This window comes from Alteromonas sp. BMJM2, from assembly GCF_027257845.1.
GTDB lineage: Bacteria > Pseudomonadota > Gammaproteobacteria > Enterobacterales > Alteromonadaceae > Alteromonas.
The window spans coordinates 195265-211873 of record NZ_JAPVOT010000007.1 but is presented as its reverse complement, the minus strand read 5'-3'; the positions used below and the strand labels follow the sequence as shown (position 1 = coordinate 211873).

General features: G+C 44.2%; 13 protein-coding genes and 1 pseudogene. 7 read left to right on the top strand and 7 right to left on the bottom strand.

Annotation, left to right across the window (positions count from 1 at the left end; genetic code table 11):
• Positions 1 to 27: 27 nt before the first annotated feature.
• The 3 genes from efpL to O9X84_RS10145 all read right to left on the bottom strand — a co-directional run bounded on the left by efpL (position 28) and on the right by O9X84_RS10145 (position 2096).
• The gene (gene efpL, locus O9X84_RS10155; RefSeq protein ID WP_032096555.1) at positions 28 to 594 is read right to left on the bottom strand and encodes an elongation factor P-like protein EfpL; all 567 of its coding nucleotides are present in this window, start codon (positions 592 to 594) and stop codon (positions 28 to 30) included.
• 485 nt (positions 595 to 1079) lie between these two features.
• The gene (locus O9X84_RS10150) at positions 1080 to 1709 is read right to left on the bottom strand and encodes a demethoxyubiquinone hydroxylase family protein (RefSeq protein WP_269519630.1); all 630 of its coding nucleotides are present in this window, start codon (positions 1707 to 1709) and stop codon (positions 1080 to 1082) included.
• Positions 1710 to 1721: 12 nt separating this feature from the next.
• Entirely contained in the window at positions 1722 to 2096 is a 375-nt protein-coding gene (locus tag O9X84_RS10145; RefSeq protein WP_269519629.1) for a hypothetical protein, read from the bottom strand.
• Positions 2097 to 2476: 380 nt separating this feature from the next.
• On the opposite strand from O9X84_RS10145, the gene O9X84_RS10140 reads away from it, so the two are divergent.
• The 3 genes from O9X84_RS10140 to O9X84_RS10130 all read left to right on the top strand — a co-directional run bounded on the left by O9X84_RS10140 (position 2477) and on the right by O9X84_RS10130 (position 6027).
• Positions 2477 to 3619, top strand: a complete 1143-nt coding sequence (locus O9X84_RS10140; protein WP_269519628.1) for an SMP-30/gluconolactonase/LRE family protein — start codon at positions 2477 to 2479, stop codon at positions 3617 to 3619.
• A gap of 228 nt (positions 3620 to 3847) precedes the next feature.
• Positions 3848 to 5530, top strand: coding sequence for a S41 family peptidase (locus tag O9X84_RS10135; RefSeq protein ID WP_269519627.1), 1683 nt, complete (start codon positions 3848 to 3850; stop codon positions 5528 to 5530).
• Positions 5530 to 6027 (top strand): hypothetical protein, encoded by a 498-nt coding sequence (locus tag O9X84_RS10130; RefSeq protein ID WP_269519626.1) that lies wholly within the window; start codon positions 5530 to 5532, stop codon positions 6025 to 6027. The genes O9X84_RS10135 and O9X84_RS10130 overlap by 1 nt, the downstream gene beginning before the upstream one ends.
• Before the next feature lie 181 nt (positions 6028 to 6208).
• On the opposite strand, the gene O9X84_RS10125 is transcribed toward O9X84_RS10130, so the two are convergent.
• Positions 6209 to 8527 carry a YgiQ family radical SAM protein gene (locus O9X84_RS10125; RefSeq protein ID WP_269519625.1) on the bottom strand — a complete coding sequence of 773 codons (2319 nt, stop codon included), beginning with the start codon at positions 8525 to 8527 and terminating at the stop codon, positions 6209 to 6211.
• 182 nt (positions 8528 to 8709) lie between these two features.
• On the opposite strand from O9X84_RS10125, the pseudogene O9X84_RS10120 reads away from it, so the two are divergent.
• The 3 genes and pseudogenes from O9X84_RS10120 to O9X84_RS10110 form a co-directional block, all read left to right on the top strand.
• A pseudogene (locus O9X84_RS10120) lies at positions 8710 to 8778 on the top strand (EVE domain-containing protein); the annotation flags it as partial.
• A 225-nt stretch (positions 8779 to 9003) separates the two neighbouring features.
• A complete protein-coding gene (locus O9X84_RS10115; protein WP_269519624.1) occupies positions 9004 to 9540 on the top strand; it encodes a DUF3592 domain-containing protein in 537 nt (178 codons plus the stop codon).
• A gap of 88 nt (positions 9541 to 9628) precedes the next feature.
• On the top strand, positions 9629 to 9817 hold the full coding sequence (locus tag O9X84_RS10110; RefSeq protein WP_269519623.1) for a hypothetical protein: 189 nt from the start codon (positions 9629 to 9631) through the stop codon (positions 9815 to 9817).
• Between the two features lie 7 nt (positions 9818 to 9824).
• On the opposite strand, the gene O9X84_RS10105 is transcribed toward O9X84_RS10110, so the two are convergent.
• Genes O9X84_RS10105 through O9X84_RS10095 form a run of 3 tightly spaced genes read right to left on the bottom strand, consistent with a single transcriptional unit; the run spans position 9825 to position 15842 of the window.
• Entirely contained in the window at positions 9825 to 12179 is a 2355-nt protein-coding gene (locus tag O9X84_RS10105) for a hypothetical protein (protein WP_269519622.1), read from the bottom strand.
• A complete protein-coding gene (locus tag O9X84_RS10100) occupies positions 12176 to 13294 on the bottom strand; it encodes a Mur ligase family protein (protein ID WP_269519621.1) in 1119 nt (372 codons plus the stop codon). Before O9X84_RS10100 ends, O9X84_RS10105 begins: the two co-directional genes overlap by 4 nt.
• Entirely contained in the window at positions 13287 to 15842 is a 2556-nt protein-coding gene (locus O9X84_RS10095) for a hypothetical protein (RefSeq protein ID WP_269519620.1), read from the bottom strand. The genes O9X84_RS10100 and O9X84_RS10095 overlap by 8 nt, the downstream gene beginning before the upstream one ends.
• 302 nt (positions 15843 to 16144) lie before the next feature.
• Here O9X84_RS10095 and O9X84_RS10090 point away from each other — a divergent pair, with 302 nt between their 5' ends.
• Complete coding sequence (locus tag O9X84_RS10090) at positions 16145 to 16606, top strand: EVE domain-containing protein (protein WP_269519655.1); 462 nt, start codon at positions 16145 to 16147, stop codon at positions 16604 to 16606.
• The last annotated feature ends 3 nt before the right edge of the window (positions 16607 to 16609 follow it).

Here is a 16609-nt window from a genome sequence, read left to right as displayed (position 1 = left end):
TTTTTTATGGGCGCGGTCTAGTTGAATTTACGCGCGGCTTTGGAACTTGCGTTCTTCAGTGTTCACTTTAATCCATTCGCCAGTGCTGATGTATTCAGGAACTTGCACCACAAGGCCAGTAGATAAAGTAGCTGGCTTGGTACGCGAGGTTGCTGAAGCGCCTTTGATTGACGGGTCAGTTTCAACCACTTCTAGCTCTACGCTCATTGGCAAGTCGAGGGCAACGGGCACGTCACTCACAATTAACACCTGAATAGACTCAGTCTTTTCATTAATGAACAAGGCTTCATCAGCAATACTTTCTTTGTTTAGGTGGTAAGGCGTGTAGTCTTCGTTATCTAGAAAGACAAATTCGTCGCCGTCCATGTATGAAAACATCACCGGGCGGCGCACTAAATCAGCCATCTCTAACATGTCTGAGTCTTTAAATGTTTCGTCGAATTTAGCGCCGCTAACGACATCGTACATACGCATACGATATATGCTTCCGCCAGCGCGGCCCTGAGGTACTGAACGATCAATATCTCTTACAATACACGTTTTTCCACCGTAAACGATGGTGTGATTTTTTTTGATTTCACTTGCCTTTGGCATGGTCTTACCCTGTTATTAATGGCTTTATCTACGCGTAGCCATGTTAAGTTTCCTTGCTATCTTCCGCTATTTTGCACGAATGAGGAAGTGGATTGTAGCTAAAGTTGTCGCTAAAAATGATGGTTTAAAGGAATTGGCGTTCATATTGTGGGCGATTTGTGGGCGATGGGGGTTAGGTGAGCCGAACCCATGCGGTTTTAATTACGCTTATTGCGTTTCCATGTACCGCCGTAAATATAATCACTACAATCAGACGCCTCTAGCTGGCAAGTTTTACAGATTATATGCCACTCGCCCTTGTAACTAACACGATACTGAACGTCTGCTTCCACCTTGCAGTTGTCACATTGTCGTGGCGGCCTTTCCCTTGTCTTTTTTCCCACTTACGTTTTCCTATCTACACCTTCTAACTTGTACTTTCCAACTTGTACTTTCTTACTCAAAAGCACACCAACTTAATGGTTATCTATTTACGCTGACAAGCATTAGATTTTCTTTGCTACAACAACGGCGATAGCCGAACCTTTACCTACCATGTTACCCCATAATTTCATGGCATGCGTTGGGGGAGTGGTCATTGCATTGTACGCTTCGTCTCTGTGACCCTGCTCGTCTGACTGGCACTGTCTAAATTTTTCCAGAACATCAAAGGGCGTAGGTTCAAGGCTCTCAAGCAGGGCGCACTGTTCTTCATAGTGCTCATCAACGAAATATTCAACGCAATAGATGGTATAAAAAAACCAGTTACGCCCCAAAATCCTCGGAAGAAAACCTGTCATAAACCCCGCTACCATCCAAAGTAACAGCATATAGCTACCTCTAAACGGAGGCATGTGGCTTTCAAATATATCGAGATGATTCTTTTCAGTGGCCAGATGCTCAGAAGCAAACGAAGACACTCTATATTCTGTCTTTTGCTTTTCCTCTTTTTCTCGACTCTGTGTTTGTGGGCTTAACTTAGCCCAAAGGCCTGCCACTATGCTCACTAAGAAATCGGCGGTAAGGGCGCCGCGGTAAATCCAAACTGCTCCGGTCTCGCCGGCGTGACTAGCTCGTAACTCCTTGTCTACTAGACTTATCGAGTTGTCGGTCATCGCTTTGCTTATTATCGACATCATTTTTCCTCGTTAATAGGGGGCCAACAACCCATAGAAAGCCATGCATAGCGCTACCAGCTGTACCGTATTAATCAACACGGTAAGGCGATGGTATAGTTGGAATTTCTTTTCCCGTTGGTTATCGGTGGCGTGATTTGCCAGCGGCATAAGTATCTGACGGCTAATAATAAAGCCGAGTGTGACAGGCGCTATTAACCAGGCCACTTGACAATGGTTGCTCATAATTGCAGAAGCGGTAGCAAGTAAACTCAGTGCGCCAAAATACAAATAGTAAAAGGGAAAAAAGGTGCGAATAAAGGGCCGGGCGACTTCGATTGGGAGTTTTATAAAAATTAATGGCGCAAATAGAGCTTGGAAAGTCACCATGCCGCCAATAATAACCACAAGACACCCGCACAATAGAAGAAACATAAACACAGCACTCGTAATAAATGAATAGTTAATACCGCTGTGGCTACAGTAAAAGATTGATACTTAACGAATTGTAATTTTTAAAAAAAGGCGAGGCATAAAATTAGATGCATACGCTAGACATTTAACCATTTGGTTCGCCAAAAAAGGACAGGGTCGCTGACAACGTGACCAGCAAAGGACAGCGTGGGCCAGAATCATACGGCCTAGGAAACATGATTTAGTACAGCACGACTTAGCAAAACATGATTCAGTGCAGCATGACTTAATATAACTAAAATAAAGAGTCTATTTTTAAATAGAATAGGTATGTTAATTAAATAAATTGATATAAAAAAACATGAGATTGCACCATGGGCACTGGCATTTTTCGCTTCCTATTTCGCTTCCTATTAATATCGTTTTTCCTTCTTTGTATCTGCGCGGCCTATTTCTCTGTTTGGCCTGTACCCATTTCACCCGCATCCTGGCAAGCGCCAAAAGATAATGGCCTGGTTGGAAGCTTCAAGCAGAATGAAAAATTAAAGGCGCTTCGACATATATCAATGGCTGATGACTATGGCCCCGAGGACCTTGCAGTAAGTGCAAGCGGTGTTATTGCTGTATCGAGTCATTCTGGAAATATTCTTAGAAAGCGTCCCAGTGATACCCAGTTTGAGGTTTGGGTTAACACAGGAGGTCGTCCTCTTGGGTTAGAGTACGATAGTGATGACAATTTATTCGTTGCTGATGCACACCGAGGCCTACTTAAGATTGATGTCGCTGGCACAGTTAGCGTGTTAGTCGATAAAGTTGAGGATGGTGGCAAAGTTACTGCAGTTGTTTTCGCCGACGATGTTGATATTGCCGATAATGGAATGGTCTACTTTACTGATGCGACATCCAAATTTGCTGCTCAAGAATACGGCGGAACGCTGAAGGCCAGTATGCTTGAGATAATGGAGCACAGGGGGAATGGGAGGCTTATCGAATATAACCCCGTTACTGGGGCTTCAGCTGTGATAATGGATGCTCTTATTTTTGCCAATGGAGTCGCAATAAGTAACAACGGCGATAGCGTATTAGTGAATGAAACGGGAAAATACCGTGTATTACGCTATTGGCTAAAAGGCGTTAATAAAGGCAGGGTGACGGTATTTATGGATAACCTACCTGGTTTTCCAGATAATATTAGTACCACCAAGGAAGGGGATTACTGGCTAGGCTTTGCCGCACCGCGCAAGAGTATGATTGATGAACTCTCCGCCAGCCCTTTTTTAAGAAAGGCCCTAATGCGGTTGCCCGACGCGCTAAGTCCGCGTGCCGAATCCTTCGGGCACGTCATAAAAGTGAGCGCAACAGGTGAGGTGCTGCAAAGCCTTCAATCTGCCGACGGGGGCTATGCGTTTACCACCGGTGCACTTCAAACGGCGGACGGGCTTTATATCTCAAGTTTAACAGAGCCTTTTGTAGGTTTTATCCCTAGTGCAGAACTGCCATTTAAAGACAGTGAGTAACTCATTTTAAACGAGCAATGCCCTAACAATGTTCCAGTAATATTCTTGCTGTACTCTAATTTTGTCATTAGCGTTTGTTTACAAAATTTTAAAGTAGATAAATGTTAAATTGCGGATGTGTGTGGCAATATCAACACCGAGTTTATTTTTTGATCAGTGCGCTGTGGACAGAGCAACATCTAAGCAAAAAGCAAGGTTTACTCCACTGGTTGCTACAAGGAATATTGTATGAAGGTAAGCAATTTTTCATCACTAAGAGAGCTCACGATAGCTGCTCTTGTGATTTCATCTGTCACTGCGTGCGGTGGTAGTGGTTCTTCTAATACCACACCTGAGTCGAGCGTCACTCCTCCTGTGTCAGAAACGCCAAGTGAACCTGACTGGCAGGCAGGCGTTTACGAGCCGGAATCAAATTTTATCAACCAGTGTGAATCGCCAAGAAGTGGTATCGATCCGTTTTCAGGTAATCCTTATCCTGATGAAGCGGGTACTGCAATGGATGAAAAGCTGTGGATGCGTTCATGGACCAACGATACATACCTTTGGTATGACGAAGTTGACGACAACGACCCTGCCAATTTTTCAGTCGCTGCATATTTTGATCAACTCAAAACTACAGAGCTTACGCCTAGCGGCACACCTAAGGACAATTTTCATTTCTCCCGCGCTACCGATGAATACAATACGCTAACGCAAACTGGGGTGTCATCTGGTTACGGTTTTGAGTGGGAGTTTGTCAATTTGACTGCGCCTCGAGAACTCATTGTGCAGTATACCGAACCAAATTCACCCGCAGCGAACTCTGGTGTTCCTCGTGGTGCGTCGCTTAAATCCATCGACGGCGTTGATTTCGTTAATGCCAATACACAGGCCGAGGTGGATGTGATCAACGCAGGGTTATTTCCCAGTGAAAGTGGTACCACCACCAACCTGACTTTTGAGCTTGTAGACGGTAGCGAGCTATCAGTGAGCGTTACCTCTGCTGATATAGAAGTATCGCCGGTTCAAAACATCACTGTGCTTGAGACCAGTGCGGGTAAAATGGGGTATTTTCAGTTCAATACCTTTATTCGTACAGCACAAGGCTCGCTAATAAACGCATTTGATCAATTTGTGAATGACAACGTTACCGAGCTTGTTATCGACCTTCGTTATAACGGTGGTGGGCTACTTGCCTTAGCGTCTCAGCTTTCTTACATGGTGGCGGGCCCAAACCAAACCAACGGCGCTATTTTTGAGACGTTACAGTTTAACGATAAGTATCCAACAAGAAACCCCGTAACTGGCTCTACGATAAGCCCCACACCGTTTTACTCAACAGAAATAGATTACAATGCGGGTGTGCTCACCAATACGTTACTTCCTAGCTTATCGCTAACCACAGTTTACGTAATTACGACAGGCTCTACCTGTTCTGCCAGTGAAGCGGTGATCAACTCGCTTCGCGGTGTTGATGTTGAAGTGGTGCAGATAGGTACCCCCACGTGTGGCAAGCCTTATGGGTTTTATCCGACAGATAACTGCGGAACCACCTATTTCACTATTCAATTCCAAGGTGTGAATAACAAAGGGTTTGGTGACTTTGCCGATGGCTTTATTCCTACCTCAACGCCCAACTTTGACTTTGAGTTACCAGGTTGCGATGTGCAAGATGACTTCACAAAACCACTTGGCGATGCCAGTGAAGGTATGCTGTCTGCGGCAATACAATATGCAGAATCTGGCGCATGCCCAGTAAGTACTGCATCTTCAATGTCTGTGTCACACTCTAGTGCGTCATCTGACAGCCAAGCAAGTGGTCAAGCTAATGCGAATGAATCGTCCCTATCAATTAAGCCACCTCGTACCCAGCGAGATGAGTTGATACTGCATAATAAAATTAACGAGCCTATTCTTCGAGGCGACAACTAATGGCGTGTTTAGAGCGCAGAAGAGACGCTGGTACAGGTGTTGGCGCAAGCACTGCCAACACCAAGGCGGCATGGGCAATAGGCAAAGCAAAACGCCTGTTAGCTTGTGTGTTGACGCTTGTTTTAACCACGACAGTAGGGTGCACTTCCACAAAAGCTGATCCACCTGAAATGGCCTTACTCGCGACATCACCTCAAACTGTGGCGACCTCAGGGGCTGAATTAGACAGCGTGGCTGTTATCGAAACGGCGATTGGTGAGTGGTTTGGCGGCATGGATATCACCCTCGCAGATAATGCGTTTACTGCGTCGCCTAACTTAAGTATCGAGCGCAAAAGCACTATAGATAAACGAGGTTTGCCTATTGACGGCAGACACAGTAACCCTGCGTTTGTGTTTACGTTGTTAAAGCGCGGTGATGAGTGTTTTATTCGTAACGAACAAAACAATGAAGAGATGCTGCTTGACGGGGTTGATTGTGTGGCAGTGAAACGATAGTTTGATATGTATTAGTTGTGAACTGCGGTATACACATGCTTAAAGACAAAAAGGGCCTTTCAGTTATCAAAAGGCCCTTTTTTAGTTTTTTTAAAGCTTGTGTTTAACACTGCTTTTTTATTGCGCTGTCTTTCGTTTATTTATACCGCGCTTATTTATGCCGCGCTTATTTATACCGCGCTTATTTAGACCGCTGGGCTTTAGGCCTGTTTGACTTGTTGCCAACGTTTACAGCTTGGTTGCCGCTAAATCCGCCTTTGCCGCCGCTCCTATTTGAACCAGAGCTTTGCTCCTGACGGCCACCTGATTTGGTGTTCTGGGTGTTGCTTTTACCACCGGTCTTGCCATTGCTTTTACGCTGGAATGAAGGAGGTAAGCCGGTGTGCTTGGTCAACGCGCGCTCACCTTTGCGCCCACGTTGCGCTTTTTGACGTTTTTCATCGGCAGTTTCAGGTGGCACCAAGTGCTGAGGGCCACGACCAATAAGATCTTCTCTACCCATATTGACCAACGCTTTACGAATTTGCGCAAAGTTTTTAGGATCGTGATAACGCAGCATAGCCTTATGCAAACGGCGATGGATTTCACCTTTTGCTGATGGTACTTCTTCACTGTCTTTTGTGACTTTACGAAGAGAGTTTACCTCTGTGTGGTACATGGTCGTTGCTGTGGCCATGGGCGAGGGGTAAAAGTTTTGCACTTGATCTAGTTTAAACTTATTTTCTTTAAGCCATATAGCAAGACTAAGCATGTCTTCATCAGTAGTACCTGGATGAGAGGCAATAAAATATGGAATTAAGTACTGCTTTTTACCTGCTTCTTCAGAGTATTTGTCAAACAACTCTTTAAAGCGATCGTAGGTGCCCATACCAGGCTTCATCATTTTAGAAAGCGGACCTTCTTCAGTGTGTTCTGGGGCAATTTTTAGATAGCCACCCACATGGTGCAACGCCAGCTCTTTAATGTATTCAGGATCTTCAATGGCTAAGTCGTAACGAACGCCTGAAGCAATAAGAATTTTCTTTATTCCCGGTAAGTTACGCGCACGGCGATAGAGGTCTATCGTCGGCTTATGATCGGTGTCCATATGGGCACAGATACTTGGGTATACGCAAGAGGGGCGACGACAGGTTGCTTCCGCTTTAGGGCTTTTACAGCGCAGGCGATACATGTTTGCCGTAGGGCCGCCCAAGTCAGAAATTACGCCCGTAAACCCTGGGACGGTATCGCGAATTTGCTCTATCTCTCTGATAATAGAGTCTTCAGAGCGACTTTGAATAATACGTCCTTCATGCTCAGTAATTGAACAGAACGTACAGCCACCGTAACAGCCTCGCATAATATTGATACTGAAGCGGATCATGTCGTAGGCTGGAATTTTCGCATCACCATAAACAGGGTGAGGTATGCGCTGATAGGGCAAGTCGAACACAGCATCCATTTCTTCAGTTTCAAGAGGCATCGCTGGTGGATTTATCCAGATATGTCGGTCGCCATGGCGCTGCATAAGTGCTCGTGCGCAGCCCGGATTTGTTTCTTGATGCAAAATTCGCGATGTGTGGGCGTAAAGCGTTTTGTTGTCTTTTACCGTTTCATAAGCAGGAAGTTTAACGTACACATTTTCCCAAGGCTTACGCTTTTCTTTCTCTTTCTGAGGTGGCTGAATAACAATGGGCGCTGCGTCGGGCGCTTCGCTACTTTTGCTATTTTTTTCCTCAGAATCACATTCCGGCTCCATAATATAAGGGCTTGGAATAGGATCTATTTTGCCAGGACGGTCAAGGGATGTGGAATCTACGCCTTGCCACTCGGGCAATGCCTCTTTCACAATAATCGCGGTGCCGCGAATATCGCGCATGTCAGCTATATTTTCACCCGCAGCTAAACGGTGCGTAACTTCAACCAATGGACGCTCCGCATTTCCAAAGAAAAGCATATCGGCTTTTGAGTCAAATAACACCGAGCGACGCACTTTCTCGCTCCAATAGTCATAATGGGCGATACGGCGAAGGCTTGCTTCAATGCCACCAGCAATAACGGGCACGCCTTTAAAGGCCTCACGACAACGCTGTGCATACACCGTCACCGCTCTATCTGGACGCTTACCACCGACGTTGCCCGGCGTATAGGCATCGTCATGACGCAGCTTTTTGTCTGACGTGTAGCGGTTAATCATGGAGTCCATGTTGCCGGCAGTCACACCAAAATAGAGATTAGGCTTGCCAAGCTTCATAAAGTCGTCTTTGCTCTTCCAGTCTGGTTGGGCAATGATGCCTACGCGAAAGCCATGAGCTTCTAATACGCGACCTATTACCGCCATACCAAAGCTTGGGTGATCTACATAGGCGTCGCCGGTGACCAAAATAACATCGCAGCTATCCCAACCTAATGCATCCATCTCCTCCTTTGACATAGGAAGAAACGGCGCTGTGCCGAGGCAGTGGGGCCAATATTTAGGGTAAGAAAACAGACTGCGGTCAGCTTTAATGGTGGCTTGCATAATGATCACATATAAAAAAACAGAGTTTGCCTGAAAAGCTTGGGCGTGCTGGCCCTAGGCAAATTTTCAGAAATGAGCGGTAATTATAGCAGTGTTGCTGCGGTGGGGGTATAGCGCTGTCATTAAATAAGCGCCCTTTGTATACTTAAGGGAATGTGAATAATAAAAATGAAGATACCGCTATGGCTTACTGGTTGTTTAAGACCGAGCCCGACGCTTTTTCTATTGATGATTTAGCACAACGGCCAAACTAAATACCTTGATGGCACAAGACACTAGTAAGCGTAAAATTACATGCCACAGCAAACATTCGCCTTTTTATCAGTGATAACAATGTTCAGCTAATCTACTGTGTTCCTTTTTTGCTATTGCTGGAACAGAAAACCCAGCAAATTAAGCGACTGCTCGAGCTAGGAATGCGGGTATCTTATCTTTCATGACAATATCGTAAAAAATGAATTAAAAAGAGTGCTTTTATGACAATAAAGGTTAGTAGCGCAGAACTCAGAAAGGCCAGATTGGGTGTCTGTTTTGTCGCTTTAATAGCGCTAATATTTGTAATCGTATTCTCAATACAGGTATTTAAAGGAGTAGCTGTTCCAATTTTTTCTATTAATTGGCTACCCAATAAAGCGGCGATAGTAAATATTTATATTGAGGAATCGGTTACAACATCGACTAGAGATAATCGAAGCCAATATACGCTATATACGCCTCGTATTCGGTATAAGTACATTTTTAGAGATACAGAATATATCGGAAGTAAAGTAACTTGGTACGATATATATGACGACGGTTTCATGCTTGAATTAGGACAAGAGTTAAAGAGAAAGTTTGCAGCTTCTGAACCAATAGATATTTACGTAAACCCAAATAACCCGGCAGAGTCCGTTTTGATCAAAAATATTATTTGGGAACATATGTCGATGTTGTTTATTGTTTTTCTTATTTCTTGGACTGTTTTGCTTTGGTTACTGCATGTTCTGGTGTTTAAATTGAAGAATAAAGGATAATTGCTTGTATTACGGACCCCGCTGTTACCCATAAGATTTTGGCGTACTTTGCCAAGCAGGCTCTTCCTGGCGAAAAAACGATTCTCTTATGCCGCCACTTCGAGCTCCACCGAACGTTGCCACATGCAACGACTCTATCATTCAATGTGACTTTGGTTTCGCTGGGTCGGTCACCGACCCAGCGAAACACAAAAACAGACCATCACTTGAATATGCATCAGATTCTCGACACCATGAATCGAAGGAATATGATTGGACCTATAACTTGTCTGATTAGGGTTTAGTTACTCGTTTTGTCTATCTAACCACTCTACTCTTAATGCATCACGTATTGCGGGCCATGATACAAAGTTCCAAAAGCTAGTATCTTTTGGATCTAGCACAAAATAGCCTATCGTTTCGTTGAGTATTTCGTCTTTCGCTGTATCAACACCAAACAGCTCTCTATAAAAATTGATTCTGGCTTGATTTTTTTCTGCGTATCCACGGTAGTTTTTATGCTGATACCCAATATCATTCAGAGGATAAAATACTTTTTTAGGCGTTCGCTTTTTGGCTTTGCTAACCCTTGATTTAAAAACACTATCGCTACGCTGGCTCTGAAATAAAGTGCCAGTGCCCGGTGGCGCAGAATGAACTTTAACACTCCATGACAGTGATAATATCCAATTAAAGGATTGATAAATTGCCATATACTCTGGAATAAGACAGGGTGAAATTTGAATAGTCCATGAGTGTCTGAATCGCTCTGAAACAGCGGTGAGTACCTTGCGCAGCTGTTCTTCTGTGAAAATCGAATTGGCATTGTCACGTTCATCAACATATCGCTGCCAGTATTTTTTACTGTCAGAAATACTAGCCAAAGCGTTTGATTCCTCAGGGAAGGGCCCAAAGATGCCCAAGGCTTCGATAAAGCTTGAATTGCTCTTCAACTCTTCCCAGTCTGAGTATTTAGGTGGGCTCGATAAACCATAAATATAAGGCGTGTCACTAGCCCGGAATACCACATTATGCATCCGATCACTACTTTTCATGCTCTCGTTCGATTCAGGAAGTGGATCGCACGGGGAAACTAAGCCATATTTTAGGCCCAGAGGCGACGTTGATATGCTTTTGGACTGTTGATAAGCGTGAGAAAGGGGCGGTTTTTCAGCACTAACTTGGTTGATGTGCTCGTAGTAAGAAGATATGCCGCTTGCTTGAATATTTTCAATATCGCCAATTTTGGGTCCTTCTAGATCTGTTTGCCAAAGGGATAGTTGTTGCGACCAATATTGAGTGAGCCTCTGCTTTATATTTTCTTTATTAGAAAAAGACTTGCGATAACGCTTAGAGTCACTTCGAAGAAAAGCATCAATGAGTTTCTTATGCACCCTAACTGCACTGCACCCCCATAATAATACGCGTGAGTTTTCATTAAACGATTTTTGGGCATGAGCATTACGCTGAGCTAAATTCCCTTTTATCGCAAAATCTTGTTTTCTCAACCACTTCAACTGTTCGTCATCTAATGTCCCGTGAACATTGTCGGCACCGTCTGGAAAGGTGCTTCTTAACCAGTGTTGAAAGCGTATTTTAGATGATACAAAATCATATTCTGAACGAGCATCTTTATCATAAGGGTTTCTAATTGGTGCTGCGATAAACTCAGCGTCGCTAAATTTCTGTGCAAATTCACTGGGTTTTGCACTGTTGCTATCGTATTTAAACCACAAGCCCGTTTTGCTGTCCGAACGTTCATCAAAGCTGTTAACTAGAACGGGGCCTCCCCACCACGCGTGAGAAAAAATAGAGAGCTCCAAGACGATAGATCTAGCTTTACCTAACTCTTCTATTGCCGCATAAATGTCAGAAATTGATAGAACATTTTGTACTTTTGCTAACTCACCATTGTCAATATGGTCTGATAAGTCTCTCACAAACTCTTTGGCAAGAGGGCTTAAGCTAATATCCTTCGCTTCAACAAACCAATCAAATAAACGTAAGAATCCACCGAAAGTTTTGGGGTAACTCGATATACCACCGTATTCCTGATATAGGCGGTTATATTTGGTTTTATAATAATAGTGATAAAGGTTTACTCCGGTTTTTCCACGAGTATATTCACAATCTGATGGGCGTACAGCACATTTCGATTGAACTTGATCATAGTAGGCACTTTTTTTTCTATTAAATTTAAGTATATGTTGAGCGTACTCAGCTCCCGACATAGTGCTTTTGCGATCAAAAGGTGGTGCTTGCATTAGGGCGATTTTACGAAGTGTTTCTTCGTCTGGAATTCGCACTATGCCATTGTGCAAATCAGCTCCGCTAAAGCTGAGGGTAACGCCGGGATTAGCCGGAGGTAAGTCTTTAGGTAATTTTTTGAATCTTTCACTTCTTCTGAAATCGAAACTGCGATCAGCAAAAAAAATGATATGCGCTCGCACCATCACAGTATTTGAATTACTTATTTCCCGACAGCTTTGCTCAAACAGAAACCCTTCTTTTTGGAAAAGCATTTTTAGTCGATTGATTGCAAGCTCGTCGTGATTAGTCGCATTGCGATGCATGTAATTTACATTATAGGTTTTGTCTTTTCGCTTCGGCAGATTAAAGTTGTAACCCGAAATGCTAAAAAAGTGAGCTTCTTTATTCATGTTATTTTTTTGCCACCTAGTTGCTGTAACACATGAACATCACTGTATGGATATCTACCCACTAAACTTTCCCAACGTTGGTCTGCGCCTCTACCAGCAATAATGGCAACATCGCCCTTTTTCATTGCCGCACATAAAGTATGAATAGCATGGCTGCGCGGCGAACATTCTTGGTAACCATGCATGTGGGCGAGTTGCGAACGAATAATCGCAGGGTCCTCTTGCCTAGGGTCATCATCGCTCACAATTACGAAGTCAGCGCTGCTGGCAGCATTCGCCATGGACGTTCGCTTCTGTTCTCCCCATCCTCCTTTAGAGCTTAGTAAAAAGCCGACTCTTTCATTATTCTTGAAAGCATTTCGAGTGTTGCTGATAACCGTTTTTATGCCACCAGGGTTGTGAGCAAAGTCTATTACCGCTATCACACCATTTGGCATTCTCCATTTTTCATAACGTCCGGGAGGCGAATCTAGTTGCATTACTTTTTCCAGTAACTGCTCCTGTGAAATATGGTCTGTTGGAACATTCCGTAGGCTAGTTTGCAAAAGCTGCTCTGCTAATGACAGCGCAAGTCGACAATTTTGTTCTTGGTAGCTTAATTCGAAGGGGGTGGCATGTTTCTCTGGCGTAATGTACTCATGCCCGAGGTCCTTACATCGAGAGCATACTGGCTGAAGACCACTCTCATTTGGGTCTAAAATAACGATGCCGTGAGGCGCTAGGTGCGAAAATATCCTTAATTTGGCTTGAACGTAGGCGTCGTAATCGCCATGCACATTAATATGGTCTTCGGTTATGTTAGTGAATGCAACTGCATCATAAGTTACTAACTGGTGCAGACCTTTTGCTAGCGCAGCACTATATACTTCGATGGTAATCACTTTTAGGCTGTATTTCTGAGTGAGCCAAGCGATATAACTTGGAAGACCTTTCACACCTGCAGGCACCTCTGAGCGGTCTCTCACACCATTGGGTGTTTCAATTCGCTGTCCAATAGCGGCGGCTGGAATGCCGAATTTATTCAACAACGACGCTAACATTGTTGTGACTGAGGTTTTGCCGTTAGTGCCAGTCACTCCTACTATTAGTGGTAGTGAGCCTGACATCTTAGTCATTATCCTCTTCACTTTCGTCGTCATTTTTCCGTTGCATCATATGCCCATGTTCATCAACCTGCACATTTGTATCGAGCATTACTAATGGGGTAGACATGCGCGTTAACCAAGTATCTACTTCAATATCGCCTTTCTGTCGACGCTGAGTTGCTTCGCGCATTTCTTGATGTAATGGCAGCCATCTGTCGTCAGTAATATTTGCAGGTTCAGTTGAATACAATGCGGGTCGCCCACGATAAACAAAGTCACGTACGCTATCTTCAAAATTAAGTCTTACAGGTACTAGTACTCTTGCTATGCCTGAGCGTAAGAAATTTGCATGTAAAGGGTCAGCATGCTTCAGGGCAACTAGTTTTGCCCACTGATCCGGCTCATTCCAATAGTAAGGGTACAAGGTAAATGACATGTTAGACCATTCGAATGCCTGCTCAGCAAACCGCACTTCAACTGCGAGCGGGTCGAGGCGTTTTCGGCTGATCGGCAAATTGCCTTCCAGCATTGGTCCCTCTTTTGACTCTACAACAAGTGGCGTATCCCAACTACTCTCATTGGTTACGCGCTCCTCTGCTAATTTCGCTTCTCCGCCCATAAGCTGCAAGCACAAACGCTTCAATTCGTCGCGCTCTAGCTCCCTTAAACGATCTGGTGGAGCATCAACTAGGTCACCTATAGACTGGTTGGCTAAGGTTTCAGCATACTCTGCTTTGGCAGCCGATAGTTGCGCTTGATAGGCTTCGAAAATAGCATCATACACCTTGTGTTTCCATTCTGTCATGGCGCGCTCAGTTGGTTTTGTATCCACCTGAATCAGAAGTTGAACAGTTGCGTCATGTCGTGCATAAAGCGAAAATCCGAGTGTACCGCGCTGACCTCTCGCAGTCTCAAACTCGAAAACTGTGGCATCGTCAGAGCCTGTTAGTTTTGGCCAGCCCCCAGATTTTTGTTGTGTTTCGCTTCCTATCGTCACCCAAACTTCAGGGTCGGTGCTGTGCTGTTTAAAAGCAGTGACCGAGACTTTTACAGAGGTAATTTCGTAGTCACGCTCGATTAATAGTGAACCTTCTTTTCTTACTTTTTGCGCACCGTTTGAGCCCGAGTCGGCATCAGAGGCTACTTCCGTCATCGTTTCACCCTTCGGCTCAGGTGGAACAGGTGCATTTCTTACTCCCCATTCTTCTACGTAGCGTTGGTAATTTTTCGGTGTGATATCTGCAATTCTGAGCACGGGCTCTTTAGGGAAGTTTGCTGCAGGTTTTTTGCGTTGATTATCGCTAAGTTGCCGCAGGTATGCGCCTGGCGATGGGATATAAAACTCATAGAAGAAACGAACACCGCGGTTTACAAGGCGCATCTTATAGATTTTATCTACATAACGGTAAACACCGGCGATATGCTCGCTACTTTGCGTATTATCGAAGCGATGGATATTCGATTGCTCTGTTCTCGAACGCTGAATTTCATTACGTGATTCTTTAACCCGAGATTGAGTTCTTTGAACAGCGCTTTCTGTTACTTCTTGAGCAAATTGGCTTGAGCGCTCGTTTGATGAACGCTTGGCATTCTCGATTGAAAACTGCATGCCCGCTTTCACCTCAACGGTAGGCCCATACGAACCTGACACATTCATACTAAGCTCGTTCTTGGCTCTTTTTTCTATCTCTTCTTTAGACGCTAGCTGCAGCTCGAAACGTTCTGAACTTTGAAGGTTTGTTTCCATGTAGTGCTCAGTTTCTTCTTCCTCAAACAAAGTTACTTCCTGCTCATTCGTTTGTTTGTGAGAGCGCTCTCTATACTCGCTGGCAAGTACATTTTCAACGTAGGCAATTTCACCCAACTCATAACGATGCAATTCTTGTTGAACAATTTGAAGATCGCCAACACCTACTGGACGGAAAAAACTCGCGGTCGTATCGATATCTTCTTCATTTATTCTATCGTCGATACCAGGCCCCTCATTGAATACGTTATCTAAGTCGGGGAGCGTTGGTCCTTCGTCCAACACGCTACCTATACCCTCATCAAGTACATTGATATTAGGGCCTTCATTTAATACCGAATCATCGTTTCCTTCATTGAGTGCGGTATCACTGTTCCCCTCATTTAATGCGTTGGTATCATTTAACCTAATACCATCAAAACGATTATTGCGAAAAAAACGGGCTAAGTTTGGGTTCAAAGTAGCTGAAAGCACCGTGTTTGGTTGTAAACTGTTCACAACTGGGTTGACGTTGCTTGGCTCAGTGTTTGTTGTTTCGTTATTCAGCACGACAACATCGTCTGAGTCTAATTCAGATACTGCTATAACTTTGTTGATAAGTGCAGCATCGACTCCCGATATCATTAAAGCAGACAGTGCTTTTTCGGCGCCAATTTCGGTCACTAGGGCTTTGAACTCCGCCTGTTGTTTTTCAACACGGTTGAGCTGTGAATAGATGGTGAAAGCTTCTGAAGAAGAAACAGAAGCGAGAGTGATGGTATTTTTTTTATTTTTTATTTTTGTAGCTTCAGGCGGGCGCAACGCTACAAATTTAAACACATCGTACGACATACATTATCCTTTACGTATCAGTGCGCATTAAGCCATACTTCGCGGAAATCAACGTGCGGCGTCCATTAGTCCCTTGGCATCAGTGTAAAAGTCGAGCTGCTTAATAATTGTACAGAATGAACTTAGCACCAACATTTTGGGTTTGCAATATGTTTGGGGCGAAAAGTCGTTTTTCCCGCAAAAGCGGTAACTTCGCCAGTTCAACAATAGCAATATTGTTGCGAAGGGGTTTAGCGCTGTCATTCAATAAACGCTCTTTGTATACTTAAGGGAATGTGAATAAGAAAAATGAAGATACCGCTATGGCTTACTGGTTGTTTAAAACCGAGCCCGACGCTTTTTCTATTGATGATTTAGCACAACGGCCAAACCAAACTGAACCCTGGGATGGTATAAGAAACTATCAAGCGAGAAACTTTCTTCGCGACAGTATAAAGCTAGGCGACTTAGTATTTATTTATCACTCGAGTTGCAAAACGGTGGGTATCGCGGGAGTGGCCGAAGTTGTGAAAGCAGGCTATCCAGATGTTAGTCAATTTAACCCCGAGTCCAACTACTACGATATTAAGGCAACCACTGACAAGCCTAGGTGGTACTGCGTAGACGTAAAGCACGTAGAGTCGTTTAACCGTGTGCTTCCTCTTTCTGAAATAAAAGCGATGCCAAATATTACAGAAATACCATTGGTAACCAAAGGCGGGCGTTTATCGGTGATGCCGGTAATAGATAATGAATGGCAGCAGCTATATGCTGCTGCCAAATAGCGC

Excerpts from the sequence above, each read along its gene's own strand:
- efpL (WP_032096555.1), bottom strand. The coding sequence starts at position 594 with ATGCCAAAGGCAAGTGAAATCAAAAAAAATCACACCATCGTTTACGGT.
- O9X84_RS10150 (WP_269519630.1), bottom strand. The coding sequence starts at position 1,709 with ATGTCGATAATAAGCAAAGCGATGACCGACAACTCGATAAGTCTAGTA.
- O9X84_RS10140 (WP_269519628.1), top strand. The coding sequence starts at position 2,477 with ATGGGCACTGGCATTTTTCGCTTCCTATTTCGCTTCCTATTAATATCG.
- O9X84_RS10135 (WP_269519627.1), top strand. The coding sequence starts at position 3,848 with ATGAAGGTAAGCAATTTTTCATCACTAAGAGAGCTCACGATAGCTGCT.
- O9X84_RS10130 (WP_269519626.1), top strand. The coding sequence starts at position 5,530 with ATGGCGTGTTTAGAGCGCAGAAGAGACGCTGGTACAGGTGTTGGCGCA.
- O9X84_RS10125 (WP_269519625.1), bottom strand. The coding sequence starts at position 8,527 with ATGCAAGCCACCATTAAAGCTGACCGCAGTCTGTTTTCTTACCCTAAA.
- O9X84_RS10115 (WP_269519624.1), top strand. The coding sequence starts at position 9,004 with ATGACAATAAAGGTTAGTAGCGCAGAACTCAGAAAGGCCAGATTGGGT.
- O9X84_RS10110 (WP_269519623.1), top strand. The coding sequence starts at position 9,629 with ATGCCGCCACTTCGAGCTCCACCGAACGTTGCCACATGCAACGACTCT.
- O9X84_RS10105 (WP_269519622.1), bottom strand. The coding sequence starts at position 12,179 with ATGAATAAAGAAGCTCACTTTTTTAGCATTTCGGGTTACAACTTTAAT.
- O9X84_RS10100 (WP_269519621.1), bottom strand. The coding sequence starts at position 13,294 with ATGACTAAGATGTCAGGCTCACTACCACTAATAGTAGGAGTGACTGGC.
- O9X84_RS10095 (WP_269519620.1), bottom strand. The coding sequence starts at position 15,842 with ATGTCGTACGATGTGTTTAAATTTGTAGCGTTGCGCCCGCCTGAAGCT.
- O9X84_RS10090 (WP_269519655.1), top strand. The coding sequence starts at position 16,145 with ATGGCTTACTGGTTGTTTAAAACCGAGCCCGACGCTTTTTCTATTGAT.